The sequence below is a fragment of the Amorphus sp. 3PC139-8 genome (assembly GCF_040750475.1).
Classification (GTDB): Bacteria; Pseudomonadota; Alphaproteobacteria; order Rhizobiales; family Amorphaceae; genus Amorphus.
On record NZ_JABJVY010000031.1, the window covers coordinates 1 to 25658 of the forward strand.

At 63.6% G+C, this 25658-nt stretch carries 23 protein-coding genes; 16 read left to right on the plus strand and 7 right to left on the minus strand.

What is annotated here, in order from left to right:
* Positions 1–397: 397 nt before the first annotated feature.
* Positions 398–1714: a hypothetical protein gene (locus tag HNS03_RS22020; protein ID WP_367198209.1), complete on the minus strand. Its 1317-nt coding sequence runs from the start codon at positions 1712–1714 to the stop codon at positions 398–400.
* 520 nt (positions 1715–2234) lie between these two features.
* Between HNS03_RS22020 and HNS03_RS22025 the strand changes: the two genes are divergently transcribed.
* Genes HNS03_RS22025 through HNS03_RS22045 form a run of 5 tightly spaced genes read left to right on the plus strand, consistent with a single transcriptional unit; the run spans position 2235 to position 6339 of the window.
* Positions 2235–2639 carry a DotD/TraH family lipoprotein gene (locus HNS03_RS22025; RefSeq protein ID WP_367198210.1) on the plus strand — a complete coding sequence of 135 codons (405 nt, stop codon included), beginning with the start codon at positions 2235–2237 and terminating at the stop codon, positions 2637–2639.
* A gap of 2 nt (positions 2640–2641) precedes the next feature.
* Positions 2642–3577, plus strand: a complete 936-nt coding sequence (locus HNS03_RS22030; RefSeq protein WP_367198254.1) for a type IV secretory system conjugative DNA transfer family protein — start codon at positions 2642–2644, stop codon at positions 3575–3577.
* Entirely contained in the window at positions 3574–4845 is a 1272-nt protein-coding gene (locus HNS03_RS22035; protein ID WP_367198211.1) for a type IV pilus twitching motility protein PilT, read from the plus strand. Before HNS03_RS22030 ends, HNS03_RS22035 begins: the two co-directional genes overlap by 4 nt.
* Positions 4835–5224: an IcmT/TraK family protein gene (gene icmT / locus HNS03_RS22040; protein WP_367198212.1), complete on the plus strand. Its 390-nt coding sequence runs from the start codon at positions 4835–4837 to the stop codon at positions 5222–5224. Before HNS03_RS22035 ends, icmT begins: the two co-directional genes overlap by 11 nt.
* A gap of 14 nt (positions 5225–5238) precedes the next feature.
* Positions 5239–6339 (plus strand): hypothetical protein, encoded by a 1101-nt coding sequence (locus tag HNS03_RS22045; RefSeq protein ID WP_367198213.1) that lies wholly within the window; start codon positions 5239–5241, stop codon positions 6337–6339.
* Between the two features lie 298 nt (positions 6340–6637).
* On the opposite strand, the gene HNS03_RS22050 is transcribed toward HNS03_RS22045, so the two are convergent.
* Positions 6638–7231: a YcbK family protein gene (locus tag HNS03_RS22050; protein WP_367198214.1), complete on the minus strand. Its 594-nt coding sequence runs from the start codon at positions 7229–7231 to the stop codon at positions 6638–6640.
* Positions 7232–7498: 267 nt separating this feature from the next.
* Between HNS03_RS22050 and HNS03_RS22055 the strand changes: the two genes are divergently transcribed.
* Together HNS03_RS22055 and HNS03_RS22060 are read left to right on the plus strand one after the other, a co-directional pair.
* Complete coding sequence (locus HNS03_RS22055; RefSeq protein WP_367198215.1) at positions 7499–8698, plus strand: RNA-guided endonuclease InsQ/TnpB family protein; 1200 nt, start codon at positions 7499–7501, stop codon at positions 8696–8698.
* A 47-nt stretch (positions 8699–8745) separates the two neighbouring features.
* On the plus strand, positions 8746–10575 hold the full coding sequence (locus HNS03_RS22060) for a toprim domain-containing protein (protein WP_367198216.1): 1830 nt from the start codon (positions 8746–8748) through the stop codon (positions 10573–10575).
* A gap of 13 nt (positions 10576–10588) precedes the next feature.
* On the opposite strand, the gene HNS03_RS22065 is transcribed toward HNS03_RS22060, so the two are convergent.
* The 5 genes from HNS03_RS22065 to HNS03_RS22085 are packed head-to-tail and all read right to left on the minus strand — an operon-like array spanning position 10589 to position 15497.
* Positions 10589–12391: a hypothetical protein gene (locus HNS03_RS22065; protein ID WP_367198217.1), complete on the minus strand. Its 1803-nt coding sequence runs from the start codon at positions 12389–12391 to the stop codon at positions 10589–10591.
* Positions 12392–12393: 2 nt separating this feature from the next.
* On the minus strand, positions 12394–13140 hold the full coding sequence (locus HNS03_RS22070) for a hypothetical protein (RefSeq protein ID WP_367198218.1): 747 nt from the start codon (positions 13138–13140) through the stop codon (positions 12394–12396).
* 15 nt (positions 13141–13155) lie between these two features.
* A complete protein-coding gene (locus HNS03_RS22075; protein WP_367198219.1) occupies positions 13156–13671 on the minus strand; it encodes a hypothetical protein in 516 nt (171 codons plus the stop codon).
* Entirely contained in the window at positions 13671–15065 is a 1395-nt protein-coding gene (locus HNS03_RS22080; protein WP_367198220.1) for a hypothetical protein, read from the minus strand. The genes HNS03_RS22075 and HNS03_RS22080 overlap by 1 nt, the downstream gene beginning before the upstream one ends.
* A gap of 3 nt (positions 15066–15068) precedes the next feature.
* Positions 15069–15497: a hypothetical protein gene (locus tag HNS03_RS22085; protein WP_367198221.1), complete on the minus strand. Its 429-nt coding sequence runs from the start codon at positions 15495–15497 to the stop codon at positions 15069–15071.
* A 225-nt stretch (positions 15498–15722) separates the two neighbouring features.
* Between HNS03_RS22085 and HNS03_RS22090 the strand changes: the two genes are divergently transcribed.
* The 9 genes from HNS03_RS22090 to HNS03_RS22130 all read left to right on the plus strand — a co-directional run bounded on the left by HNS03_RS22090 (position 15723) and on the right by HNS03_RS22130 (position 25593).
* On the plus strand, positions 15723–16220 hold the full coding sequence (locus HNS03_RS22090) for a hypothetical protein (protein WP_367198222.1): 498 nt from the start codon (positions 15723–15725) through the stop codon (positions 16218–16220).
* The gene (locus HNS03_RS22095; RefSeq protein ID WP_367198223.1) at positions 16217–17377 is read left to right on the plus strand and encodes a hypothetical protein; all 1161 of its coding nucleotides are present in this window, start codon (positions 16217–16219) and stop codon (positions 17375–17377) included. Before HNS03_RS22090 ends, HNS03_RS22095 begins: the two co-directional genes overlap by 4 nt.
* Before the next feature lie 4 nt (positions 17378–17381).
* Positions 17382–17774 carry a TcpQ domain-containing protein gene (locus tag HNS03_RS22100; RefSeq protein WP_367198224.1) on the plus strand — a complete coding sequence of 131 codons (393 nt, stop codon included), beginning with the start codon at positions 17382–17384 and terminating at the stop codon, positions 17772–17774.
* Entirely contained in the window at positions 17680–19524 is a 1845-nt protein-coding gene (locus HNS03_RS22105) for a hypothetical protein (protein WP_367198225.1), read from the plus strand. The genes HNS03_RS22100 and HNS03_RS22105 overlap by 95 nt, the downstream gene beginning before the upstream one ends.
* A 73-nt stretch (positions 19525–19597) precedes the next feature.
* Complete coding sequence (gene pilO2, locus HNS03_RS22110) at positions 19598–21061, plus strand: type 4b pilus protein PilO2 (protein ID WP_367198226.1); 1464 nt, start codon at positions 19598–19600, stop codon at positions 21059–21061.
* A 285-nt stretch (positions 21062–21346) separates the two neighbouring features.
* Positions 21347–22369, plus strand: coding sequence for a type IV pilus biogenesis protein PilP (pilP, locus tag HNS03_RS22115; protein WP_367198227.1), 1023 nt, complete (start codon positions 21347–21349; stop codon positions 22367–22369).
* Positions 22370–22451: 82 nt separating this feature from the next.
* Entirely contained in the window at positions 22452–22745 is a 294-nt protein-coding gene (locus tag HNS03_RS22120) for a helix-turn-helix domain-containing protein (protein ID WP_367198228.1), read from the plus strand.
* Positions 22742–24526 carry a GspE/PulE family protein gene (locus HNS03_RS22125; protein WP_367198229.1) on the plus strand — a complete coding sequence of 595 codons (1785 nt, stop codon included), beginning with the start codon at positions 22742–22744 and terminating at the stop codon, positions 24524–24526. The genes HNS03_RS22120 and HNS03_RS22125 overlap by 4 nt, the downstream gene beginning before the upstream one ends.
* Entirely contained in the window at positions 24505–25593 is a 1089-nt protein-coding gene (locus HNS03_RS22130; RefSeq protein ID WP_367198230.1) for a type II secretion system F family protein, read from the plus strand. The genes HNS03_RS22125 and HNS03_RS22130 overlap by 22 nt, the downstream gene beginning before the upstream one ends.
* Positions 25594–25658: the final 65 nt, after the last annotated feature.

Consider the following 25658-nt stretch of genomic DNA (forward strand, 5'->3'; position numbering starts at 1 on the left):
TCATCATCACCGCCGCGACACCAGATTCTCATCCAGATTGTCGCGCACCTCTCTCCCAGAATGTCGCGCTATAGCAGCGGATTGCCGAAGATCTCCGAGGGTAGTCGCCGGATTCGGGTCAAGCGCCTGTTGGTCAAGTGACGAAGCGGACCCATCCGCCAGATGAGAGCTGATGTCAGGATCCCGGGGGCGCGGAAAGGGTTAGGCACTTCGCCCGGAGGCTATCCAGTACAATGTGAGGCTAGCTCAAATGGAATAAGCGATCGGCCTTTAGTTTGTGCGGTGGCAGACCCGGCTGTCTGAGGGTGACCAGGTCGTGGGGTGGACAACCGAAGGATTCCGAGGGCAATCGATCGATTCAAGGCAAGCGCGCCTTCGGCGCCAGGGCCAGGCGATTTCAGCGCGGGCCGGGCGGGTAGTGTCCGGGGCGGCCGCGGTCATTCCACAGGAGGTGTATCTGTTCGGTGCGGAGCGGGTCGGGCTTCGGTAGCCAGGCGTGCCGCTCGGCGCCGACGGTTGTCTGTCGGGTGTAGCGGTTACCGTAGTGGGAGGGGCTGCGCTGACCGGTGTGACCGGCGAGGGCGGCGACCTCGGGCCGAGTGTAGCGAAGCTTCGCGCGCTCGATGAAATCGTGTCGGGGGGTGTAGAGGCTCACCGCGCCGGCTGTCGGGTAAAGGGTAGAGTGCGCGCGGTTGATGTACCGGGTTAGAGCGGCGAGGAGAACGTCGTACTCGGTCGCGTAGTGAGCCCAGAAGTGTCGGAGCTGGGTCGCGAAATAGATGTCGCGAAGCGCGGGGATTGGGACGGCTTCAAGCCGGAGTGTGCGCTCTCGAGCGGCGATGATGGGATTGGCGTTGGTCTGCTTCGCGTTGATGACGTGGAGAATTGGTGCGGTCGCGGTAGCGGTGGAGTGCGCGGCGATGATCTCGGCGGGGTCTCGGGTCGACTGGGCGAAGCTCGTGGCGTGGCGCGCTTCGAGGGCGGCGATGACGAAGCTCTCGGCGTCGGTGTGCTGTCCGCGGCGGTCGACCAGGAGTGTAGAGTGCCACCACTCATAGGGGCGGAGCCCCGTGTACCAACTGGCGCGGAACAGGAGTGCTGCGAGAGCAGGGCGGTTCGGTTGATGGGTGGCGACTGAGCGAAGCAGTTCGATGTTGTCGCGTGCGGGATCGAGATAGCGGGAGATGCGCTCCAGGATTTCGGCATTGAGCGGGACGTAGCGACCGCCGGCGGTTCGGCCAAAATGGATGAGCTGCGCGGGTCGGGCGAAACCGGCAACGGTCTCGACGAGGCTGTTGGGATCGGCGGTTGGATCATCCGTTAAGAGTGGTTCGAGGTATTCCTCCATGAGGTGGCGACCGAGGTTGGCGATCTCGGAGGTTTTCTGGGAAAGGGTCGCACGCGCGGCTTCGAGCTCCTCGATCGGAATGGGGAGAGCTGGATCGAGGAGGCGGTGGGCGTCGTCAAAGCCGGCCGGAAGGGCAGCGACGAGGACGTCGATCGCCGTTGCCGGGTTGTCAGCGGCGGCGTCGAGCCAGAGGCGTAGGGCTCGTCGATCGCGGGTTAAACTGGACTCAGAAAGCCATGGTCCGCGGAGAGCGAGCTGGTTGGCGAGTTCGTTCGCGGACAAGGGAGTGCCGCCGAGGCGGCGGTCGGCTGCGAGAATGAGAGAGCGGACAGCTTTTGCGTAGTGAGGAGAGAGGGCCGCGGTCATGGAGAGGGTCCCGGTCGGGATTGAGTCGGTGAAAAGATGGGGTGAGAAGAAGGTGTCATTTCGGTGGTTCGCAATATTCCTTTCAATCGGTTTTTCGCGTGTGTTCAGGGTTCGGAATTGTCAATTCACGGTAGGTTCTTTTCGACGGCGCGTACCTTCTTTTCAGTCGGTGGTTTTGAAAAGAAGGTACAGGCTGAGCCGTCGTGCGAAAAGCGCATTTCTTTTTCCTGCCAGTTCGAGTTGTCCACTCCACAAAAATCGGCAAGCTTCGGCATCCAAATGCAGTTGAAGTTTTGCGAAAAGACAAGCGGCTCATATCATGCACAGCGCGGCCACCGGCAAGCGCTGGGTCGCCCAATGCGTCGGTCCGGCGCGTTCGAGGAGGAGGTTCGGCATGTTCGATGAACTCGTTCGTTCGGCGTCGGAAGGTGTTCGACGGGCACGTGTCGGTGTGGTTTGGCTGATTTGTTCTGTGGCGGTTGGCGGGTGCGCGCATAGCGCCTCGCCCGAGCCCGCGCCGTTGGCGTTGATCGACGCGGAGATCGCTGAGGCCGCAAAGAAGAGCGCCGCGGCTTCGGCGGCAATCGCGGAGGTCGAGGTGGCGGCGTCCGCGCCCTTGGCGCCGGCGCCAGCTCAGATGGTTCCGCCAGGTGTGGAGCTGCCGGCGGAGGTGGTGCAGTTGGTCTCGGTTGATTGGCAAGGACCGATTGAGCCGCTGCTTCAGTCTCTGGCGGACGTGGCCGGGTATCGATTGGTGGTGTCCGGCGTCCGTCAGCCAGCGCCTCCGACGGTGTCGATCACGCGAAAGGAGGCGCCGCTATGGACCGTAGTGAGAGACGCGGGGACGCTGGTCGTGGATCGGGGCACGGTCGTTCTCAACCCACAACGAGGGACGATCGAGTTGCGGTACGAGAGCAGGGGTTGAGCGTGGAACGGGTTGCGCGCGCAATAGCGATTACCGGTTGCCTGTCTCTGGTGGGGTGCGTGGCGCTCGGCGAGGCACCGCCGGCGGCGGTGCCTGCGCCGGTGCCCCAGATAGGTGGGCATGACGACCTCCAACTGGGACCTCCGCCGAAGACCTTAGCCGACGTAAAAATTGAAGCGGTCGATCCGCGCAAGGAGATGGACGGGCTGGGCGGGATCCGGGGGCAGGCCCTGCGGGAAGCGGCGCTGAGCTATGGGAGCCAGCTCGGCTATGCGTACCGTGCCTGGCAGATCGAGAAGCGGCTTGAGGTGCAGTCGAGGGAATTGGATGCCGTGTTCGACTTCGGTCGAGTGGCGATGTCTGCTCCGCGCGACACAGGCTATGTGCTTCCGCCGGTCGTCGGGCGATCGTTCGCGGCGTTCGAGGGCGATACGGACGGCACTCGGGTAACGGCGGCTGACGAGTATTTGCAGATCGTCGCCCCAGGTCGGCTATCGCCGGTGGTGCCCACGTGGCGAGACTATTTGCTGTTCGCGGCCGAGGAGCCCGAGGAACTGGCGTCGAGTTTGAAGCCCCAATCTCGTGATGAAGTAGCGGTGTTCAAGCGGGAGATTGAGGCCGGCTACGCTGCAGGGATGGCCCAGGCGGACGCCGCGCTGGAAGAAAAGCTGGCGCGCTTGCGGCGAGATTTCGAGGGCATGGCCGAGTACCGGCGGCTGGTGGCGCAGGGCATGATGAACAGGATCGTGGTTGCTGACGCCGACTTCGGTGTCACTGGCGGCGGGGATACGATGCGAATAGGCGAACGTGTCGTTCAAATCGTAGGCGAAGCGCAGTTCGAGGCGGATCCGCGGGTTTGGCGCGCCGTTACCCCGGGTCCAGAGGACGCGGCGATCGTGGAACGGGGTTCGATCGGTCGCTCCGGGGCGAGCGAATGATCGACGTCGGGCGGGAGCCGGGTCCGATCGTGAGCTCGATGCGGGTTCGCGAGGGCGTTGACCAGGCGGAGCCGTTCGCGGTGTCGGTCGATGCAACGAGTGTTCGCGCGCTGAAGGAGGAGCCGCAGCGGCTCGATGAGCCGAGCTTCCGACGATTTCTCATGTCGTGCGTGCAGTCGAATGCGTCGGACATCACGATTCAGTCCGGCATCCAGCCGCGGTGCGAGATATACGGTCGTAAGTACCGGGCATCGCGGAGAGCATGGACGACGACGGACGTCAACATGGTGCTGGCGGAGCTGTACGGGGACGCCAACGCCGTGGCGGAAATCAACCGCGGCGAGGTGCTGGATTTCTCCTATGAGCTGACCCAGGCGGACGGTATCCGGCAACGGTTCCGCGTAAACGCTACCGGGATTTTCGGCAGGGAAGGGGCCGGGGTCGAGATTACGATCCGCGTGCTTCCGACGAAAACCCCGACATGGGAATCGGTGTCGCTGACAGAGGACATCGCGGACGCGGTGTTGGCGAACAACGGGGTTATTGTCATCTGCGGTGCGACCGGGCACGGGAAATCGACCACGATGGCGGCGATGACCCGACGATGGCTGGAGTGGAAAGAGCGCCCGGTCAAGATCGTCGATCTTCAGGCCCCGATTGAATACACCTACCGCGACGTCCTTGCAGACATGGAAGGCTCGGCCTCGATCATTGGGCAGTCTGAGATCCCGCGGCACGTGAAGACCTTCGCCGAAGGGGTGAGGTCTGCGCTGCGTCGTAACCCGGATATCATCAACGTCGGAGAGTGCCGCGATCTCCCTACGATCCAGGCCACGATCGAGGCCTCGCTGACAGGGCACCTGGTCTATACGACGACGCACGCGGGATCGGTCGTTGAGGCTTTGCGGCGGCTTGTGATGGTTTTTCCTGGGGAGCAGAGGGAAGGCGAGAGCTTCAACCTGCTGACGTCCCTGAGATTCCTGATGGTCCAGTTCCTGGTGGAGCGGTCGGACGAACCTGGCAGAGTGCCCGTCCGGGAGTATCTGCAGATAACCCCTGAACTACGGTCTGAGCTCTACAACCGTCACACGGATCGGTGGCCGGAAATCGTGAGCGAGCTGATGGCATCGGACGGCGACGGGGGGCCTATGCGCCGGAGGCTCGAGGCGGATGTGGAGAGCTACTTTCGGAGGGGCGTCATCTCGGAGGACTCGCGCAGGATGCTGATGGCTCTGCAGTCGTGGAAGGGGAGGGGCGATGTACGGTAGCAACCTCTTCTGGCGCGAGACCATGCGCCCGGCGCGGTTTTTGATCTTTGATGCGCGGATCGTGGTGTTCATCGCGGCGCTGGTTCTCTATCTGCGGCTGAGCACGCTCATTCTGTTTCTCCTGGCCGCCGGGGTGTTTCGGATTGTCGAGACACGCGGCTATGATTTTCCGAATGCAATCCGAAAAGCTCGCTCGCTTGTTGCCGGACGGTTCCGGTCAGCCCGGCGGTTGAGCGATCGACGGGCCAGTGTCGATTTCGGGGCCGAAATCCTGCTGGATCGCGGCAGGTACCGGCAGGCGCGATCGGCGCACCGCAAAAAGGGAGAGGGATCGCCAACGCGCGATCGCCGGCGCGTGAAAATCGGTGCGGAAACGTGAGCGTGGAGTCGGAGATGGCAAATGGACTGATCAAGAAGGGCCGAGAATATGAGAGGGAGGCCGTGTTTTCGCGGCTGTCTCGAGTATTGACGGGCGACACGGGCCAAGGGTGGGCCGTTGCGAGCGAAGAGGGCGAGGCACTCGCGGACATGGCGCTCGAGGAAGAAGACGAAGCTCGGCTGTTCGCGGTCGAAGCGGCGGCGGCTCTCGAAACCTTGGAGGCGGCGCCCGATCCGGAGGAAACGCCGGCGGCGAGCAAGGGCACGCGGAAAGAGCCGCGGGAGCTGGTGGTGCAAGGAGGGGCGAAAGAGGCCAGCTACCGAGGTGTCCGTGTCGGATTTCCGGCGCGTGGGTGGGAGGAGGAGCGCGAGGGCATGGGGCCTTGGCACTCCGAGCGGCCCTTTTTGAGCGCAATTACCGGCCGCCGGATCAGCCCGCCGTGGTATCCGGGCGGGGCAGCGCAAGTGATCTCGCCCGAAAGCAGCGAAGCACAAGGGTTGTTTCGCCGCGAGAACATGTCGGCCGGGCTCTCAATCCTTCCCATGTGCGCGGGGGTGAGGCTGCTCGAGGCGACCAGAGTGTTCCGACGGCCGTCGGTGGCGGTGGATATCGGGTGGCGAGAGACGCACGTGGCGATACTGGCACCGAGTGCCGGAGGCTGCCCGGTTCCGCAGCTTTGGATCTTCGGCTTCGGATGGGATTGCATCGCGACGACGGTCGTCGATCGGCTGAAGGAGTGCGGGGGGCTTGGCGGCCGTGAAGATCCCCCCCGGGCCTTTCCGAGCCAGTCGATGGTTCGTGAAGTGATTGCGACCGGCGAGTGCCTTGTGGGCGAAGACAGAGTAGCGCTGGAGGGGATCAAGGGCGTGTCTCGCGAGCTTCTTTGGAGGGGGTTGTCGGCGGTCCTGGACCGGTCCGTAGGGGATGCCGAGGATTTCGAGGAAATCGCGCTTATTGCGCCGGGCTTCCTGCATGAATGCCTGATCTGGTCGTTGGATGTTCGTCGTGCGATCCGGAGGGACGTTCTCGAACCGAGCGAGGTGGCTCAGGCGTGGGAGGATCGGCTTCTGGTCGATGCGTTCCTGGGTGGAAGCACGTCATTGGAGGTGGTGTGATGCGCGCTATGGTGGTTGTGGCCGCGGCGGCCGTGCTGTCGGTCTCTGGGGCAGAGCGAGCGTCGGCGGAGTTCTTCTTCGAGGGACTGGCTCCGTTCTTCGTGGGAGAGAAGGAGGTGGCGCCGACGGATGGAACGAGCCGCCGCAAAGAGGACAGCGCGCGGCAGAGACGGCGTTGCGCTGAGGCGGGATCGAACGCGCAGATCCCGCAGGGGTACTGTGGGCCGGTGCGGCATGGCTCGCATCGGGCAAGCCATCAGAAATGAGACCACGCGGAAACCGCGTCGAATTCTAATCCTCAGCGCCTGACCCAGTGCTCTTCGGGCCCAGTGTCCATGTGAATGAAGTGGCGGCGGGGATAGTGACCAACCCCGCCGACGCCAAGCCACTGGATATATGTGAACAGGTCGCTGGTGGGGATTCCCGGAACGGTGAAGTCGACGGCGCGGCCGTCGATGTGGAGACTGTTTGGGACAGCGCCCTCGATTGAGCTGTTTGTCTTTTTGCTGCGGTACCCGGATGTGACGACGATCTTGCCGTCATGGCCGTCTTTCTTGGCCGCCATGCGTAGTGCTGCGAGCGCCCAGTACAGCCGAACGTCGATATCGCGCACTTCAGACCGACGCCAGTCGCGCAGAAACCACTTGAGGGAGGCGACGGCGTCCATGTCGTAGGATATGCGAAAAAAGTGCCCCTTGTAGGTCTCCCCCGTGTTCTGGTTGGTAAGCTCCAGGTAGGGTTCGATAGCCGGAACGAGCAGATCGAGATTGGTGCCCGGGCGTGCCGGGGACCCATCGTGGGTCTGGGGAGCGGCAGGCCACGAGGGCCGCGACGTCCCGATCGTGACGACGGCGGCCGCAGCGGCGACAAGGGCATCGCGGCGGGTGAGCATGTCCGTCTCCAGACGAGGTGAGGCTCGGTGCGAATCGCCAAATGCTAGACGGATCGTTTTGCGAAAAGCAATATCGGGACGGTTCGCCTGCTGGGGATTGTTGGGAGGTTGGTGCGTTGGTGGCCGATCTTCGCCCCGCAAGCCCCGTTCTTCAGGTAGGGGTCAGGGGCCGGTCTATCGCTGGTTCTCGACGCGCTCGCGCACAATCGACGGCGGCGCGCCGCAATCCATCTTGCGAAAAACCAAATCTGTTCGTACGAGTTGCGTATGGAGCAGATGCGCGCCAATGTCTATCGCCTCTACCCCACGCCGGCCCAGGCCGCGGCGATGGCGCGCATCGCCGGCGCGTGCCGCTTCGTCCACAACCTCGCCCTCGAGCAGCGGCGGGACTGGTGGCGGCCGGGACGGCGCTTCTCCTTCGGGCAGCAGGCGCGCGAGCTCACGGCGCTGCGCCGCCAGGTCGACTGGCTGCGGGACTGTCCCGTCCACGCGCTCCAGAACGCCCTGAGGGACGTCGATCGCGCGTTCCAGGCCTTCTTCGCCGGCCGGGCCGGCTATCCGCAGTTCCGCAGCAAGGGCGGCCGCGACAGCTTTCGCGAGAGCGACCCGGCCTGCTTCACCGTCCGGCGCACCGGCCGCCACAGCGGCATGGTGCGCATCCCGAAGGTCGGCTGGGTCCGGTTCCGGGGCTGGTATGCGATCCCCGGCGAGCTCCGCAGCCTCACGGTCTCGCGGCGCGCGGGCGTCTGGTCGGCCGCGATCCAGTGGCGTCGCGAGGTGGTGGAGCCCGCACCGTCGTCCCTGCCGCCCCTGGGGCTCGACATGGGCGTGGCCGTCGCCGTCGCGACCAGCGACGGGCGGCTGATCGAGGGGCCCCGCGCCTATGCGGCGGCCCGCAAGCGTCTCGCCGTCCTGCAGCGGGCCGTGGCCCGCAAGAAGAAGGGCTCGGCGAACCGGCGCAAGGCCGTGGCGAAGGTCGCCCGGCTGCATGCGCGGATCGCGAACATCCGGCGGGACTGGATCCACAAGCAGACGACCGCGATCGCCGAGAGCCAAGGCGTCGTCGTGGTCGAGGCCCTGCGGGTGCGGTCCATGTCCGCGTCGGCGCGGGGAACGGTCGAGGAGCCGGGGCGCAACGTGCGTGCCAAGGCGGGCCTCAACCGTTCCATTCTCGATGGCGGCTGGTTCGCCTTCCGCGCGGCGCTGGCCTACAAGCTGCCGGCCCGCGGCGGGCATCTGGTCGCCATCGAGCCCGCCTTCACGTCGCAGACCTGCTCGGCCTGCGGCGCCGTGGATCGGGCAAGCCGGAGGGCGCGGGCCGTGTTCGCCTGCACCGCCTGCGGCCACACCGACCATGCCGACGTCAACGCGGCGAATACCATCCTGCGGCAGGGCCTGTCGTCGATGCCTGTGGAGGGACGCGATCGCGCGCCCGGCGAAGCAGGAACCATCCGGAGGGCCGCATGAGCAGCCCAAAAGGAATCCTCGGACTTCGGGCCGGGGGGGAGGTCAGGGTGTTTGTCGAAGCGTTCGGGAAGATAGCGGCCTGGAAAGCGGTATTGACTGGCGCGGGGGTGAGTGGCTCCGTGATCGCCACATTCGGCCACCTGAATGCGTTTCCAGAGACTTTGTTTCCGCTTGGCATCGAACTGCGGGGGTCGGCGCCTCGGGTCTTGGAGCCGGCGCGGCGCTGGGATGAACGCAACAGCGCGAGGGTGCGAGCGGCCGCCCGGGCGGCGGCGGAGCACGGAGATGAGGTCGTCATCGCGACTGACGTGGACGACGAGGGAGATGTGATCGCGCTTGAGGTGTTGACCCTTCTCTTGGAGGCAGGGGTGCAGCTGGGGAATGTGTCCAGAGCTCTGCCGACGTCGATGACGAAGGAGGGGATAGCCAAAGCGTTGGCGGGAAGGAAGCGGCTGGCCGGGCAAGTCGGTGTCTTGCAGCGGCGGGCGCTGGCGGGGCGCGTGCGGGCGGTCACGGATCGGTTGATTGGCCACACGTTCAGTCGACCGGGATCCGGATTGTCGGTCGGGCGTGTGCGGAGTGCTTTGCTTGGTACTGTTGCGGCATCGGAAGGATATCGGCCGGAGGTTGGCGAGATCGTGTTGCGATGCCGGTCGGCCACCTGCGGGGCGGATTTCGCCGCTCGGCTGCCGGTGTGGTCGGGGGTGGCGCCGCCAGATGCATTGGTCGCTTTGGCGAACGCCTATCAAGGCGGAAACATCCCGGGCTCGGTCCGGTTGGTGTCGCCGTTGTCAGCTGGGGTCTGGGATCGGTTTGTCGGTGCGCAATTGCACAATACCGCGTCGGCGCTCGGCGCTGCACGTCGTTGGTTCGGGGTGGGGCTTCGGGCAGGAGCTGAGGCACTGCAGCGACTGTATCAAACGGGAGCCGTCTCGTACCCGCGAACGGAATCGAGTGGGATCGGAGCGGAGGGAGTGAAGGCCGTTGAGCAGTCCGCACGATTGGCCGGGGTGGTTGGGTTCGATCCGGACATGTTGTTGCAGTCGGCGCCGGTGGAGGCTGGCGCGCCGCACGAAGGGCTCTATCCGCTGCCATCGGCTGAAGGGGCTCGGAGGATGAGGAAGCTACGGTCTGACGGTGAAGCTCAGGCGCAGGATGCGGATGATGCGCTCTTCGCGGTCGTGGCGCGACGCGCGATAGAGGCGGGATGCGATCGTCGTAGAGAACGGGGTGTGTGGGTGGGCCGAGACGCGCCGGAGGCGGTTCGGGGTGCACTAGAGGAAATGGAATGGTTCCGCGAGCCTCGCTTCGGGGTTCCCTGGGGGCAGAAGAGAGCGACAGGGGTGCGCAAGTGGCCCGTGGATTCTGTCCTGCTGGATATCTTGGACCATGAGGGTCTGGGGCGCCCGGCGCTTTGGCATGTGCACGCCGACGCGCCGGCAGCGGAGCGGCTGGTGGAATTGGACGGGTGGACCCTGACCCTGAGCGCAATCGGCCGAGAGAGCCTGCAGGCTGCCCCGCTGTGCTTTCGCGACCGACGCGCAAGTCAGATGATTGAAGAAGTTTCCCGGAACGCCGCAGCCATCGGTGGCGTCGAAGTACGCGATCGCGAAGCGTCCACGGCCGGGATGAGCCCCGAGCTTATTGGGAGAGGATTGACGGCAATTCTGCGCAATCTGCCGGATGACGTGAGAGAGGCTATGCTGGCGGCCGCGGCGGCTGATGACGCCGCCAGGGCAGTGATGACGCCGCCGGCAGCAGCGGACCTGGTCGCGACCGGGCGGACGCCCGATCCGGAGCCAGCGAAGGATGTAGAAGAGGACGTCGAAGAGAACGATCGTCGCCCAAACACGGAGATGGGGCCGAGCCCCTTCTAAGAGGGGCTCGCGGTCAGAAGCAACGGACGACCACCATCATTTTTCCGTAGCCGCCGTCGACCTCGTAGACATCCGCCTGGCCATCGCCGGCAATGACGCCGTCGCCGTTGACGTCGGCACAGAAGCGCCAATTGGTCGTGGTCAATCCGGACTCGGTGCACCGGCCAGGCGGGTTTGCTGTGTCGTTCGTGAACACGTCCTGGCCGACGAAGTTCAGCATCCGGACTTGCCAATTCGGGCCGGTGTCAGTGGCAAAGGTTCGGGTCCCGACAATCGGCCGCCCGTCGAAATCGGCTGCGGACATGGTCGAGACGTAGATGCGGGGGGCCATCAAAAAGCCTTCGGCATTCTGCGGAGGGCACGTCGGTTTGGCGATGGAGTCGCCGGATTCAGCGACGATGACGTCATAGACCCCCTCGGAGATGTCTCGGAGTGTCTCGCCAGGGCGGTGAAGTGACGTCACCACGGCCTGGCTGGTCTGCATCTGACCGTCGATCGCCGCGTCGCCATCCACATCGATGTCGTTGCCAAAGCGGGCGTCACCGCCGACGTCGAGATCGCCAGGGGTCGTGAAGCCGTCATTCGACCAGACGCCGCCTTGCACAGTCGCGTCGCCGGTGACGGCCAGGTCCTGCGCGATCGAGACATCGGCTCCAAACGCGCCGTTGCCGTTGACCGTAAGGTCCCCGCCGACGCCGGCGCCGTTCGCGACCTGGAGGTTGTTTCCGATGTTCACGTCCGTGTCGACAATCAGCTGGCCGGAGGTGCGCGTGGTCGGGCAGTCGATCAAGAGGATACCGACGGACGCGGTGACGGTTCCGGGCGGGCATTCGATCTCGGAGAGGCCCTGAATCACAGTCGGCGTCTCGTCGACACCGTCGCCGTCCTGGTCCTGCTGAAAAACGACGGATCCATAGACCTCATTGGGCGGGCTGTTCAGGCAGTCTTGGAGGGTCGCGCCGGTGAGGCCCTCGCACCGATTGAGGTAGGGGCGCAGGTCGACTTCTCCCGACAGGATAGGCCCATAGCCGGAAAGGGAAACAAGGGACGCGAAATGACCCTCGCTTGGATATTCGGAGAGGCCGCTATAGGGGGTGAGGTCGATGGTCCAGGCGCCGTAGGGACCGCTGGCGGAATCGGCGACCCGCACGAAACCCGCGTCCGGGCCGGCAAGGACCGCGATCGGGTTTCCCCGGTTCGGGTCGATCTCCTCGCCGTCGTAGGTCACCAGAAGTATCTCGAGACCTAGCTCGTCGTTGCCGGTGCCGGCGTCCAGGATATCGTCCTCCCAGGCGTCGGGAATGTTGTTGGTGCCGAGCCCGCCGGCTCCGGCGATTTGACCACCCGTTACGGTGGCCGGTGGGTTGGTCGTGTCGCCGTTGAGCACGATCCGGGACAGGAGGGCGTACCTCTGATCCCACAAGTTCGATGCCGTGCTGCCGTCGTTGAGGAACGCGGGGGGAAGAAAGCCTGCGTCGGTCACGACATCGATGTCTTGGCTTCGAATGCCGGCGCCGGTGGTGGTGGCGACCCCGGCAAGCTCGTTGAGGAGGGTGTCGTAGTTGGCCTGTACGTAGTTCTGGGCAGCTCGCAGAATGATCCCCATGGATTCCGCCGATACGGCTTCCTGCTGGCTTTCTCGCTGATCGTTGAGCATGAGCGCGGTCGTCGCCATCACGCCCAGCATGATCGTCAAACCGAGGATCGCCTCCATCAGCGATATGGCGCGCTCATGGACGGTGAGGGTTGAACGGCCACGCGCGCCGAACGGAGGACTGGAGCAGGTGGGCGACGTGAAAGAAGGAAGTATCTGCATTTTCACAATCCTACCATCGAGATTGCGTGGTGCACCGGTGGGAAGGCGGCGAGCACCTTCCACAAGAGACAGCCGGCGAGGATGGGAAACATGACGGCGCAGAACGGGATGTGCACGCGCGCCGGCCCGAGGGTCATGCCGGTCTCGTGGGCCGCGGCAATGGCCGGTTTGCTCGGGCCGAGGGATAGGGCAAGGGCAAGCGCAGCTGCTGTGGTGAGATAGGTCGCAACCGCCCAGAGGCTGACCCCGAAGAGGAGCAACGGCATGAGAGCTGCGACGATGTCCTGGGTCACGACGGTCAAATATCCGGTGCGGATCTGGACGATGGTGAGCACGTAGGCGCCCGCCCACATTCCGGCCGCGACAACGAAGGCGTTTGGAGCGCCGTAGGGGGACAGCGCTGCCGAGCAAATGACAATGGGGAGCATCAAACCGTACGGGGCAAAGCACCAGTTCCGGTCGGCAGCCGCCTCGCCCATGAGAAACAGAGCAAGGATCGCGGAGATGGCTGCCTCGAAGTAGGCAGGTTCTGCCACACCGATGGTCTGAACGGCGTAGGCCAGCAAGGCGGCCGCCGCGCCGAGACCGATAAGGATGCGACCGGTCCAGTCCAGAGGAGGCAGGGAACTGGCGACGCCAGCGGCATGCGCAGCGCGCTGGGAACACCACCGCGCATATCGCGGCATCGCGATCGCCGCGAGCATCAGCATGCCGAGCGTTGCGAAACTGAGGAGAGGGGGGACTGTCATCGGTTGCTCGGCGTGCTAGGGCGCTGTCGGGGAAGCTGCGAGGCGCGTGACCAGTGTTGGCGCTCCCGGAGCGATCGGCGTTCCGATCGAGGTGAGAGTGATGCCCCCGACTGTCGCAGGGGCGGACGAAGGGAAGGTTCCGAGGGCGGACCCAATCCCGACAACATTGCGTCGGCTCAGGGTGGTCAGGATGGCTTGATATTCGGCTTCCGATCGCGTGGTCGAGGATCCGAAGTCGGCGGGGGCCGTCACGATGCCGAGATTCCCGTCGGCGACTACGACTTGGGCGCGCCATATGCCGAGATTGGTATAGGGATATCGGACGTCGACGGTGACGAGTTCGCTCCCCGGGCTGAAGGACGCAGGATCCGCATCAACCAGGTCGACCGCTCGTTGGTGGTAGCGGAGCATGCTTTCCGCATCGGCGTCGGCCTGGTAGCCGATTTGGTCATACTGCTCCCAGGCGGCAGGGAGAATGACGTTGTAAAGTAGAAACGTCGTTGCGAGCGCTGCCGCGAGAATAGAAATCATCAGCTGGTCTCGGTCGTTGGGCGGAACGCCCCGGTAACGATTTCCGAAAGACTCTTGGAGGCCTCTCGGCGTTCTGTGCGAAGTTTTTTTCTTTCAGGGGTCATGTCGAGATATTCGTCATGGAGCGCCCGTGCTGCCTGCCAGACAGTTGGATGAGCAATGGGGAACCCGAATTGGACTTCGGCTTTGTAGTGCGCAACGACCGCCGCACACTCTACGGCGGATGGCTCGACGCCGGCCCAGTTGAGCGCATACCAAAGCGGGCGATCTTCGTACTTCAGCCAATTGAACTGGGCGGTCGCGAGAACGCCTCGGCCCTTGCGCGCGTTGACCAGCATTCCGATCATGGCCGTCGCGACCCAGGCGTGGCGAGCGGCGACGTTCACCTGCAATCGGCGGGCGGCGACACTGGAGAGGATAGCGTCGATGCGCTCGGCAACCTGAGCATCGGCGGCGATCGCGGCATCCATTCCTTTTCGGTGGCCGGTTTTCTCGAATAGAATGCCGAGCGCGTCTAGGAGCCAGTTTGCGTCGTCGCGACCGTAGGGTGAGCGCTGGCTTTTCGGAAAGCCGATATCATACATTGCAGCAAAAATCGCACACAGCGCGCGTTGGTACGGTCGCAGCTGGTCGAAGCCTTTCCAGGGAAAGACCAGCTGAGCGGAAAGGACCTCAACCAGGTCCTCGATCGGGAGGTCCCCGTCTTGGTCTTCGAGCAGTCCAACAGATGAGATCCACTCCTCAGGGCGCAAGGATCGACCCGTTCTAGGGGGGCGGACCGGAGCGCTCTCCGGCTGGAGGAGGAGGCCCAGGTCGGGAGTTTCCCTCTGGACTCTGGAACGGGCCTTCTGGAAGGCGGCTCGAATTTCGTCATGGTTGGTGTCCGGCAGATAGTTGGGGTCGATGACCCGGGCCGGACGCCCGGTGTGCCAGTGCTTGGTCTGCTCGACGATCATCTGGCTGAGTGAGAGTTTGCCGCGGTGGACCTCGTCGACCCTGTAGCGGCGGGCTCGAACCCCGAGCCAAGCTATGATGGGAGCATAGAGGATGGCCGCGTAGAAGCCCGCGGTCGACAAGATGGCCGAGCGTTGGGTCGGCGACATCGTGTCGAACGTGCCCTGATTTAGATAGTTCCAGACGAGCGTTGCTCTGCGCCAGAACATGGCATCCGGAATTCCGAGTGCCGGCGCGATCGTCGTCTTGGTCAGGATCTCGGCTAGTAACGCGGCGGGGGCGACGTGGATCCAGGAGACCGCTCCTACAAATAGGTTGATGGGGGCCGCGTAGTAGCGAAGCAGAAAACCGAAGCCGACGACCGCAACCATCATCAGCACGAGGCCGATGAGGGCGGGATCGTCGTCGTTGGTGCGGGAGGGATTGGACGGGGCCGGCATCGGTTACGCCTGTGCCGGCTGATCGGTGATGCTGGATTGCGCGGAATGCACCAAGGAGTGGTGGCGCGCGAGAGACTGGATCTCTGTCAGCAGTTCGGGTGCGTAGAGGTCACGCGGGTTGTACCGGGGCGCGAGGGCGCGTGCGTGAGCCACGAGGGCGCCAGGCTCGAGGAGCGTAGGATCGTTTTCGGAGCTGGCGAGCTCCATCCATGCGAAGTCGAGGGCGCAAAGGAGCGGGCCCAGGTGAACGGATTGGGAGGCACCTGGCGCCATGCTCTGGACGACCAGCGTTGTCGCGACGTCGAGCGAAGCGCGTGTGAAATTGTAATTGGTTAGAGCTGATATCAGGGGGATTGGCCTTGATTTGGCCCGCACCGCCCGCGCCATCAATGCGATGGAGATGATGGCGGGGGCCGCTGTCTCATCGAGCATTGATCATGACCCTCTCGGTACAGCGCGGCAGTCCGCGCGCCGGTCCTCGTGGCTGATCATGGCCGTAGGCAGCCCCGTTTTTCAAGAGATATCCGCTTTTTTGCATTGGTATTCGAGGACCTATGTGACAGCCGTTGAATGCGGTTTTCCCTGAATTGGAAGGCAATCGCGCTTGCGCGGTCTTTGCGAAAATGCAACTCGATATAGGGTATCGAGGATTGAGGCATGGTCCAGGCGGTCGAGCGTCGAGACGACACTGTGAAAGAGGAACACGCAGGGGCTCCGCGTTGCCCGACGATCGCGGAGTTCGTCGTGGCGCTGTCGAGCCGGGAGCCCTGGTGTCTCACGGATGATGACGTCTCGGATCTGCTAGGCGAAAAACTGGACACTTTCGTCGACCGATGTGCGAAGTGCCATAGTCCGATATCCTCAGGCATCGGCGTGCCCTTCGCGATCGTGTTTGCGTACCTGCCTGCACCAGTGCGTGTGCGCGCGTTGGGCGAGATCTCCACCAACGAAAGTGTGTTCGATGGGTTGGTCGCCGTGGAGCCGGACTGGTCAGGGTCGGCATTGGCGGCTCACCACAATCTTTTCGTCGCCTTGGAATGGTGCGCGCGGCGGATTCTGCAAGAGGCCCTCTACGGAGAAAGCCGATCGTCCCGTGTCGCCTCCGCGCTGGCGAGGGGTTCAAGCGAGCGGCGTGACGGGAGGGTGGCACGGTGAAATGGTCGACCTTCGGGATGGTCGTGTTGGTCGTGGGTGCCGTACCGCTGGGCGTGCAGCTGAAGGTGGCCGGCGCCACCAATGATCGCGATCACAAGGAGGCGCCGACGGGGCGGTTCTCGAGCGCACAGCTTCCGTCGCCGACATTTCTGGAAGAGCCAACAAGATCTACGCCTTCAGAGGTCGCTGCGGAGGGCGAGGACAGCTTCGCGGTGGACTGGTCTGACGTCGACGGTCGGTGGACGCTGGATCCGGGTCTCTCACTTTTTCGTCGTCTTGCGGATGGTGAAGACCGGCCAGCCGCGGCTGGCGCGGCGGATCTGATCGAGGTTGTGAGGAAGACCCGCGAGCAGAGCCCTCCTGCTGAGGCGGAGGACGCCATGGCAGCGCGCGTGCCGGCGGCAGTGCAGAGCGAGGATTCTGCGCCAAATTCTGTGAAAAATGATGAGGCGGTTCGGGTCGTGCCGGATGCTTTCGTCGGGTCGCAGGCCGATCGAGGAGCTCGATCGGATGCATTGATTGATCTCGCCTCGATCGCGCAGATGAGCCCAGACCAAATGGAAGCGGCGATCGGACTCGTATTGGCGCTCAAGGATCCGGAGGTTGGCCGGCAATGGCTGTCCGATCGCCGGCCAAGTAGTCCGCCGACGATCGGCGTGCCTCCCTTGAGTGCGCCAGGGGTGCCCCAGTCCGAAGCCCCCTCAGACGGACCGACCCTCCTCACAAGGGGCTGGGACGCCTACCGAGATTCTGAGGGGCGAGCGTGGATCCAGCAGGGTGACGACGAGGCAACGCGACTGGAGGTTGAGCGAGGGGTCGTTTTGGGAGCGTTGGGTCCTGTCGAGTCGATTGTGCAGAGGGACGGGGCATTGGAGATCGAAACGGGCTTTGGAGGTCTGCTTCGCGGCCATCCGAACCCGATAGTGCCCAGGCCGCGGCCAAGGTCCTTCGCGGGCAGCGCCGCCGGCGATGACGACGATGCAGGTCTGCTTTCGTTCAAAGGGCCGCACTTCGAGTTCACGAGAAGTGCGCCGCCAAGCGAGCCCGATGCCAAAAAGCAAGCGGCTCGCGAGCTACCGCCTCGGCCGCAGGCCAAGCCGCTCCTCTCGGTCGGATCCAAGGCGCGCGAGAAATCGCACGAGGAAAAGGGAACCTAGTCGCATGCGCTACGCAGTTTTGGTGTTTGCCGCTCTTTGCGCAAGCTGTGCGGTCAGTCGCGCTGGTGAGCCGAGCGGCACAGGGCTCGCTCCATTCGTTCAGCGGCCGGCTGGCGCTGTGGAGCCAGCGGCAGAAACCGGCACATGGGCCGTCATGGCCGGCTCGACACTGAAGAGCACCCTGTTGGGATGGTCGCGCACGGCGGGATGGCGCCTGGTTTGGGACCATGAGGGCGACTACGCGCTGCGAGCGAGCGTGACGTTCGACGGACCGTTTGAGAAGGCTGTAACGGGACTGGTCGATGCCGTCTACCGGAGCTATCCGGAGCTCGCAGTGGATCTCTACAAGGGCAACCGTACGATCCACGTCTACACGCTTGCGCCGGCCACACGCTAGGTGTGACGCTGCTCCCCTGTCTGCGAAAAGCAAAGGTCATATTGCGATGTACAGGCACGATGTGCGATTTCGGCGGCCGTTGGCGGTGCTTGTCGCAGCGGTGATAGGTCTCGGCTTGGCAAGCTGCGAAAATGGGAAGACCGCGTATACCGGACCCAGCTGGGACGAGCAAAATGCCGTCGCGACCGAGGGGCTTGCTCGTTTCAATTCTCGGCGAGCGCTGCGGCCGGGTGGGGCGCAGGTCAATGATGGGGTCTTCGTCGCCGCAAAGCGCGTGGAGCGGGATCCGGGGGCGAACCTGCCAAACCGGGTTCAGAAGGCGAATGCGGTGCGACTGGAATCGCGAGATCCGATGACCCTGCCGCAGATCGCCGCGAGGCTCACAGAAATCACCGGGATTCCGCACATTGCCGCCCTCGGACCGACGGGGCTCTTTGACAGCGGCGTGGACGAAGAACGGGACGTCAAGGATTCGTCGACGCTGGGATCGGCTCCGTCCTTATGCCGCGGGTCCGATGGTTCGCTGCAGCCCTGTGGGACGAGCACAGAATTCGGCGCCCAGGCCCCGGCCAACATGTCCCCGAAGATGGTGTCCGCGCGGGTCGCGAACGACATCGGAGACAGCGAGGATGCCACGATGCGCCCCGATCTGCAGGGCCCCCTGTCGGAAGTGCTGGATGAAGTGGCGACGACGTTCGGGGCGACCTGGTCGTACACGGATGGCCGAGTGCTGTTCCGGGACTTCATTACCCGCCAGTACCAGCTGGTGGCGCTTCCCTCGGAGGTGTCCTCGAGCTCGGAGATCGGCGCTGACGACACGTCGACGACCACGAATGTGGACGTACGCTTCTGGGACGAGATCGAGGACGTGATGGCGGGCTTGGCGGGTCCCGGAGCGAACATCTCCCTGGGGACCGGGACTGGCATCATCACGGTAACGGCGCGGCTGAGCGACCACGAGCGGATCCAGAATTATGTCGACCAGATCAACGAGAGCCTGGGGCGGCAAATTGCGTTTGACGTGAATATTCTGACCGTGACGATGCGGCGCGAAGACGGCTATGGCGTCGATATCTCTGATCTGATGGTCGAGCTCGGCGATGCAACGGTCTCCTGGACGGGTGCGTCGACGTTGACCGGGCCGGTGGGGGCCGTCAACATCGGCGTCATCTCTGACGATTTCACTTTGGATGGCGTGATCGAGGCGCTTTCTCGTCAGGGCAAGGTCGGGGTCCAGACGCGGACAGGCACGACGACTTCCAACAATCGCATGGCTCCGATCGAGGTTGTCGAAGAGGTCGCCTACGTCAAGGAAACGCAAGTCATTCTGGACCGCGATGGCGATCAGACAGCGGTTCAGGTGACGCCGGATACGGTCGTCACTGGCTTCAATCTGCAGCTCCTGCCGCGGATCCTCAACAATCGCGAGATCATGGTCCAGTACACTGTCGTTCTGTCCGACCTGAACGACATTCGGACCTTCGGAAGTGGGGACTCGCAGGTCGAACTCCCGGAAGTCGCGCGGACAAGCTTCGAGCAACAGGCGTTGCTGGAAAATGGCGAGACGCTGATCCTGGCGGGCTTCGAGCGGACCCGCAACACGATCGACGAAGAGGGTGTCGGGGATCCTCGCTTCTTCCTGTTCGGCGGTTCTCGTGACATCGAGAAAGAGCGTATCGCGACCGTGATCCTTTTGACGCCACGGCTTTTGGATCGGCGGCGCCCGATCTTTGCCACGGCGCGGGACTGAGAGCCAGAAGGATCCGGATATGCGCCTAGGCAATCTGCAGTTCTGGAAGAGGCGTCAGCCCACCGGCGAACCGGTGGAGGTCGAGGACGGCGGGCTTGATACGTCCACCTTGGTTCACGAGGCGAGGCCGAGCGAAGAGGGCGAGGCGGCAAAGCGCTCGAAGGTGGGTCTTCTGGATACACTCCAGGGTCTCGTTTCCCAACGGGAAGGGCGTGCGCATCTTTCCGGGGAAATCACAGTTCTGTCGCAGAGTGCGATCCAGGTCGGCCGGACCGTGGTGGCTGTAGGTCTCAAATGGGAGCCGCCCAATGATGATTTCTCGCTGGCGGAACAAGCTGCGGAGGCCTCGGCGGGTGGCGAGGAATATGACCTCTACGGGTACTACGACGATCGGCGAGCCATGGTCGGCTTCGCAGCGACTGGCCACGGGCTGTCGCGTGGATCAGTCGTAGGCCTATCGCTATTCCCGGCGAGCATTGGGGAGAATTGGCTCGCCGCGTTCCAACTCGGCGCCCGAGGCTACTGGATCGTTGCCTTCAACCAGCGCGATATCTCGACCGATGCCGTCTATATGGAGATGACGGAGGCGCGCAACGAATTTAACAGCCTGGTCGGCGGCGCACATTGGGAGCGGGTGATCGCGCCGGCAGACTGGTTCGTACCTGACGCCGAGGACGGTGACCTGGCGGAATGGGCCACAGGGCCAGCGCGGCGGCTGCGTCCGCTCTACCCGCTTCGCGCCTTCCGACCGCATCTGATGGGAGGCGTTGCTGCCATCGCGCTGGTCATGGTGGGCTGGTACGCATGGGACTGGTACCAGGCTCGCCAGGTTCGGTTGGAGCAGGAGCGGATCGCGCAGCTGAAAGCCGAGCGTGCCCGCTTGAGCATCCGCTATCCGTGGCAGGAGGCGGCATCGCCGCCTCGAGTGGTCGACGAGTGCGTCGCGGCTTTCAATGTCGGCTTTTTTTCGGTCGCTGGATGGAACCCGGAGCCGCTCGAATGCAAGAACAACAAGGGTGAGATTCAAGTTGCGCTCGAATGGGGACGCGCCCCTCAGGGGCGGTTCTACTGGCTTGAGGCGGCAAAGCCGGCGGATATCGAAGGCGCGGTGAATCTGAGCAAATCGGGAACCGCGGCCGCACTCAGCTTCACCGTCAAGGTGCCGCCAGAGGCGGCAAGGAAGCAGGAAAAGCCGTGGGACGAGGCGGATATCGAATCCCGCGTCCGGGAGCGCTTCAACGCATTTGGGATCGATGTGGCATTGAGCGCGAAAACGCGAAGCCTGTCGCGCAGCGAACGCGCTCAGCTCACCAGCCCCGTCTACAACTACTACTCGCTGAGACTGATGGGATCGAGCGATCTGCACGACGTGATGAAGCTGCTGGCCGATATTCCTGCGGCTGTGGCGGAGAGCGTGGTGCTCGATACGCGGGACGGCAGCTGGGAATTGCGCGCGAGAATCTATATGCCGCCGATCCTTCCACCACCCCCGGATCAGGCGTCTCAAAGTCGGGGGTGGAGCTGGTTGAACTTCTAAGAGGGCTACGTCATGGGTCGTTACCTGCTTATTTTGGCTCTCGCCGTGATGATTTGCACGGTGGAGGACGTCGAACTGGCGTTGGCGCAGATGCCGTCCGGGCCATCCGTACCTGCCGGAGCTGCGACCACGTCACCTGTTCCGACCGGTGAAGATCCGGACCGATCGTCCTCGGGAGATATGCCGGCATGGATGCAACCGTCGGAGTGGCCGAGCGGGTGGGATCAGGATACAGAGCGGCCGGCGCTTCGGGATGTGCCTACCGTCCCTGGGGCGGGTGCGGGAGTGGATCCGGTGGCCGCGGATGAAGGTCCCTCAGGGAGCAGTGCCGCTGATCCCGCCCGCCAAGCCGTGCCGCCGGCAGGCGCGGATGGAAGGACGCCACTGGGGCCGGTGCCGGCAGACAGAGCGACGGTCGAAGGGGCGCCGCCGCCGACAGTGAAAGCGGCGCCGCGCGAAGCCAGCATGCCGTCGGGACCGGAGAGTGAACCGGAAAAGGATCCGTCCGGGCCGAGTGAGAATGCTCCTGCCCCTCCAAAGAAGCCGGTCGCGGCAACGAGCGTCAGTCCGCCGGCAGGCAAAGTGCAGACGGCGACGGGGGAGTGGGTCGATCCAGCACTGACCGAGCGACGGGCGCGGGTGGAAACGGGCGGTTTCATCGACCGGCAGGCCGATCAGAGTGAAACGCTGCTTCTGCTGAACCGCCAGCTCGAGATCGCGAAGGCGATCAACGATTTGATCGATGCGGCCGGACCGGACGCTGTGGTTGAAGTGGCACCCGGCGAGTTCCGCAGCTTCTCCGATCGGCCGGCGGCAATCCGGCTCAAGCGGTCGCTGGAGCAGGAAAAGCGGAATGCCGAGATCGCTCGGACGAAGAGCGAGCAGGAGATCGAGAAGCTGCTCAACCCTCCGCCGAAGCCCGAGGACGAGCCGAAGGCGCGGAACGCCAACGACTCGACCAATGTCGACGTGCAGGCCCCGCGGTTGCGGAACGATGGCACGCTGGCCTCGCAACCGTCTGCCGAGCTTGACGCATTGCGGGCCGAACTCGCGGCGCTTCGGACGCAAATGGAGACCAAGCAGAAAGATGCCGGCGCCAATCCGCAGCCGCTGTCTCAACAGATGTCGCTGCGTGAGGTCTACGGACTTCTGGGAAGCTATATTGCCGTTATCGAATATAACGGTGAAAGGGTCCGGGTTCGCACTGGAGATACACTGCCGGGCGAGGTTCGCGTCAAGGCGGTGGGTGCCGACAGCGTTACGGTGGAGGAGGCCGGTAACACGAGGGTGCTCAGCCTGCGCAGCTGATTGGGAGAGCGGGCCTGGTGGGTCTGCTTCGAGCGGCCGGCGGCGATCGCCGCCGGCGGGTGACTGAGTGTTGGAGTTGTGGATGGAGCAGATGCGCGCCAATGTCTATCGCCTCTACCCCACGCCGGCCCAGTCCGCGGCGATGGCGCGCATCGCCGGCGCGTGCCGCTTCGTCCACAACCTCGCCCTCGAGCAGCGGCGGGACTGGTGGCGGCCGGGCCGGCGCTTCTCCTTCGGTCAGCAGTCGCGGGAGCTCACGGCGCTGCGCCGCCAGGTCGACTGGCTGCGGGACTGTCCCGTCCACGCGCTCCAGAACGCCCTGAGGGACGTCGATCGCGCGCCCGGCGAAGCAGGACCCCCCCGGAGGGCCGCATGAGCAGCGCAAAAGGAACCCTCGGCCTTCAGTCCGGGGAGGAGGTCAGCGCTGTCGCGAATGCAGACCCCTCGGCTCTATCGCCACAGCTGGTGGAGGAACTGAAGCGTCTCGCGGAGCAGGGTCAGGACGGGCACGAAGAACTGCTGCGCCGGATCGCGCATTTTAGCACAACGACCGGCGACGGTGGTGAACAGGCCTACCTTGTGAAAAGGCAAGACCGGCACATGGTCGCCGCGTTCCGAGAGGGGCTTCTTCTGTGCGAGCACGGGACAAAGTTCACCCCGCTGGTCCGCACGGTTCAAAGCGATTTCAAGAAGCGCTTCGGGCATTCGATTTCGTGTCTGTTGGAACTGCCCGGCGTCATCATCCATCGGGTGTACGATGCCGCGAAGCTGGCAGGCAGCGGTGGGATCGGGATTGACGATGAGACGGAGGCGCTCGAGCACCAGGGCATCTTGAGAGCGATGCTGATGGATGCGGTCATGGGGCAAGCGTCGGATGTGCACATTCGGGTCACACCGCGGCTTACGGAAGTCAGATACCGCGTGTTCGGGCGGATGACGAACGGCAAATCACTTTCGGTGGAGGAGGGACAGAGGGTTATGCGTGCCGCCCTCGCGATTTCCGACGACACGGTCGCGAAGAACGATCGCTCCTACCAGCAGGGCGCCTTGACGCACGCGAGCAACAAGTGGCTTCCGAAACAAATCGAGATGGTCCGCCTCGCGTACACGCCGTCGAGCGAAGGGCGGGGCGCGCTCGTCATGCGGCTCAAGTACCGGAGTAAGCCGGGCGAGCGTGACGTCGACAGTTTGGGCTATACGCAGGCCCAGGCGAAAGACATCGCGCTGATGCGGCGGCGGACCAACGGCCTGTACATTCTTTCAGGCAAAGTCTCCTCGGGAAAATCGACGACGCTAGAGCGCGCGATGAACGCGATGTATCATGAGAAAAACGGCGAGATCACGATTTTTACGATCGAAGAGCCGATCGAGTTGAACATTCCGAATGCCGTCCAGGTGGCGATTACGGCGGCTACCGAAGAGGACCGGCGCACCGCATTTCAGGACGCGATCAAGTCGGCGCTGCGGTCAGACCCGAACGTGATCGTCGTCGGCGAGATCCGCGATCCGGGCATCGCCTACTACACAATCCAGGGCGCGCTGACGGGCCATGCCATGTGGTCCACGGTTCACGCCGGCAAGGCGCTTTCTATCCTCGATCGGCTTCTCGATCTCGAGGTTGCCCTTTGGAAAATTACCGATCCATCCGTGACGCGAGGCCTGATCTATCAGCGCCTGGTCGGGACGCTGTGTCCACACTGTCGAATAAGCTACGCGCAAGGGATCGAAGAAGGTCGTTTGGACAGAGGGCTGGCCGAAGACGTCGCCAGACTGTTTCAAATGGAGCTGGAGGAACTCTATCTGCGCTCGAAGAATGGCTGCACACACTGCATTCAGGGGCTAAATGGCCGAACCGTGGTGGCGGAAGTAGTTCTCGTCGACCAGAAGCTCCTCGATTATTACCGCATCGGTGAGCGGGGCCGCATGCATGAGCATTGGATGAAGGATCGGGCGGAGGGCGGTCTAGGCGGGCGTCCGGTCATCTACCACGCGCTCATGAAGGTCGCGCAGGGAATTGCAGACATCAACGAAGTGGAGGAGGAGGTCGATCTCGTCAGTTCGTTCGTGCACGAGTACGGCCACCTCGTTGAGAAGATGAGAGCGGAAATCGACGAGATGCTCGGGAGAAAAAGCAAATGCGAAAACGAGGCCGCGTAAAGGGCATCACGTACCACTTCGCTCGGATCCAGTTCGGCTTCGAAAAGCGCCTCGGCTTTTATCAGGAACTCGCAGGGTTGCTGCGCGCGAACCTGTCAAAGCGGGCCGCGATCGACAATCTTTACCTCGTGAACTCGGAGGAAGGGAAAAAGAAGGGCGAAGCGCTGGCCGTCATCATGTGGGATGTGGCCCTATCGATGCGCGATGGAGCAGAGCTCGCGACCGCGATGCGCCGCTGGATCCCGCGCGACGAGCTCATGGTGATCGAAGCGACCGAAAACAGTGACGACTTCCCGGGTCAGCTCGATGCCTTTTGCGAAACGATGCGTGCGAAGGCCCGCATCAAGGGAGCGATCATCGGCGGCCTGGCGTATCCCGTGGCGCTGTTCGTAATGGTCTACGTGCTCTTGACCTACTTCGGAAGCTCCGTCGTGCCGGTCGTGGCGACAATCATGCCGCCGGAGAAATGGACGGGAGCGGCCCGTTTCCTTGCGCTTCTTGGGAAGTTTGCAGAAAACTGGGCCCTCCCAAGCGCCGTTGGGGTGGTCCTGTTCTTCCTGGCAATCGGCTTTACGTTGCCGCGCTGGGCAACGAAAGGACGGAAATACGTCGAAAATCTGCCGATTTATTCGCTGTATCGAACCTATACGGGCGTAAGTTTCCTGCTCTCGCTCGCGTCGCTGCTTGATGGGGGAATGCCGGCCATCAAGGCGCTCGAGAAAATTCGGCAGAACGCGAGCCCGTATGTTCGCTATCGCGTGAATCGCATCCGTCTGCTGATGCTGGACGGCAAGGACCTTGGCAGTGCCCTGGCCGCCGCGGGGACCGGATGGCCTGACAAGAGGATGAACCTGTCCATCAAGATCTTTGCCCAAACGCAAGAGCTTTCGGAGCAGCTGATGCAGCTGTCGCGGGACTGGCTGTCGCGCTCGGAAAAGCGGATCAATACCCAGATGGGTTTGTTGAGGTCGATCTTCATGCTGTTGGTGTTTGGCGCGATCATCTCGGTGGTGGTCGGCATGTACGCCCTTCAGGATCAGCTCGCCCAGGAATTGAACCGGCGCTGACTCGAAACATCGCATCGACATTGCAAAGTGCATGGTATTTTGAAAATCGCATTCTCTGTGGTCGG